Genomic DNA, 1,826 nt, shown 5'->3' with positions numbered 1-1,826 from the left:
GTTATAAAGCCCGGCTGGGGTGCAGAAAAACTCCCAGTTAACCGAATCCTACAGCGATGATCTGTACGAATAAACAGTATTTTTCAGGTTTGGGATTCGGTTCGAAGAACCAGACAAGGATGATCGTTGTTGAATGCGTTTTCAGCTACCCTCGGGGTATGTCCCAAGCGGATAACGCGCGGGTTGATCCGCTTGGGACATACCCCGAGGGAGAGCTATTCCTCAGCGATCGCGTTACCTTTTGGCTGGTTGCCAGTCTCGTCGCCAGAGCCCGTCGCAAACGGTTGGATTATGAAGTTTGAAGAACGTCTCGAAGCAGGCATGGCCGTCGAGGGTGTGCTTTATCAGAGCTCTTTCAGGACTTGGCTCTATAACAACACATTCATCCGACCCTCGCTTCGCTCGGGCAGATGAACGTACATCGTTATGCGGGGGAAGCGTGAGAAGAAAGGGGCCACCTTATAAAATCGAGTCAGGCGCTCCAGGGCAACAACCTCCTGCGTATGTTAAGTCCATCCAGAAAGGAAAGGTAACCTTAGGTGGAGATGTAGGATTACTTGGCTTGGGTAACGAAGCCCGTTTTCAAGGTTGCGCAGTAGTAGATGACAATGAAGAGCTTGCTGCTCTTATGTGCGATCTAAATGAGAAAGGTGTTGCTTTCGCATATGACTATAAGGCATCCATTTCACCGAGCCGATTCATGGCCATCCTTCAAGACAAGGGAATTGTTGTCGGCTCTTATAAAGAGATATCTTGGAGTGGGCCGAAGAACTGGCATTTGACGGTATATGAAATGGAAGAGGACGCATAACAAGGCGCTGCTGCCGACAAGCGGCAGAGCGCAGCGTTATGCCCGTATACATAAAGGAAAGATATGAGTATTTACCAAAATTCAAAAATGGATATTCTTCATTTTGATGATACATCATATGAGGATGAACCATGCCAAGTAAGAATTGGTGAAAAGGATATTGTCGTGGACTACGAAGAAGATGGAAAAAGAATACTATACCGTGGCCATGAAAGGGGGGCAGGCCACTATGAACTAACCTCGGAGCAGGTAAAAGGAAGGGCAACTCTTCATAGGTTTGAGGGCTCAAATATTTTAGAGGGTAGCTGGATAGAAGATGGAGTGCGGGGCATGTGGAAGATCCGCTTGGCATAACAAGGCCAAGCAGCCACGCGCACTATGTGCGCTGGACAGTTTCTCCGCTGCTTCGCAGCTAAAAAACTGCCGCTGTTGGCAGCGTTATGTGCAAGGAAAGCTCGCAGAATCATGAAGGCTTTAAAGATTATTGGAGCAATTGCCGTTGCTATAATCGGAGCGTGGTACCTATTCGAGGATTACTGGTATAGAAAAGCTATTCCAGAAAATATTAGTCTCAGTTACCGCATTTCTATCACCTCGGATTCTGGGCTTAGGGAAGGTTGTGGTACGGCCGTCTACAAATTGGGCGGTAAAACAGCAGAAGCTATCAAAGAGCAAGGTGTTAAGTTTTTCAAGGAGTCAGGCCAGGCTCGCGGTCATTCTGACCAGTACTATGCATATGGCGAGTGGATGGAAACTCCCAGGGATGACTGGAGCAGGTCGGAAAATTGGTCATATGAACTGCTTTGCGGCGGGAGTATCAGTGGCTCTTTGTACGACGACATCGTAGAAAGTGGACGAACCGGTGGTTCGTATTATTCGTTCACGGATGAGGCTGTCCTGATGGTGATACCCGACAAAAAGCTGGTGGTTTTCAGTCACAATGGTTAAATCACATAACCAGTGCAGGCACGGCGACGCCTACTACATTGCGCCTTCGGCTCCATTCCGTAGGCGC

General features: G+C 48.4%; 3 protein-coding genes. All 3 read left to right on the top strand.

Going from position 1 to position 1,826, the window contains the following annotated elements; translation table 11 throughout:
* Positions 1-562: 562 nt before the first annotated feature.
* The 3 genes from C7H09_RS08155 (at position 563) to C7H09_RS08145 (ending at position 1,759) form a co-directional block, all read left to right on the top strand.
* The gene (locus C7H09_RS08155) at positions 563-811 is read left to right on the top strand and encodes a hypothetical protein (RefSeq protein ID WP_106762071.1); all 249 of its coding nucleotides are present in this window, start codon (positions 563-565) and stop codon (positions 809-811) included.
* Between the two features lie 63 nt (positions 812-874).
* Complete coding sequence (locus tag C7H09_RS08150) at positions 875-1,165, top strand: hypothetical protein (protein ID WP_240616537.1); 291 nt, start codon at positions 875-877, stop codon at positions 1,163-1,165.
* 111 nt (positions 1,166-1,276) lie between these two features.
* Positions 1,277-1,759, top strand: coding sequence for a hypothetical protein (locus C7H09_RS08145; RefSeq protein WP_106762070.1), 483 nt, complete (start codon positions 1,277-1,279; stop codon positions 1,757-1,759).
* The last annotated feature ends 67 nt before the right edge of the window (positions 1,760-1,826 follow it).

This window comes from Marinobacter fuscus, assembly GCF_003007675.1.
Classification (GTDB): domain Bacteria; phylum Pseudomonadota; class Gammaproteobacteria; order Pseudomonadales; family Oleiphilaceae; genus Marinobacter; species Marinobacter fuscus.
The sequence above is the reverse complement of the archived record's forward strand: the minus strand, read 5'-3'. Positions and strand labels throughout refer to the sequence as shown.

Bases quoted from the DNA above. Each gene is read 5' to 3' on its own strand.
- C7H09_RS08150 (WP_240616537.1), top strand. From the start codon at position 875: ATGAGTATTTACCAAAATTCAAAAATGGATATTCTTCATTTTGATGAT.
- C7H09_RS08145 (WP_106762070.1), top strand. From the start codon at position 1,277: ATGAAGGCTTTAAAGATTATTGGAGCAATTGCCGTTGCTATAATCGGA.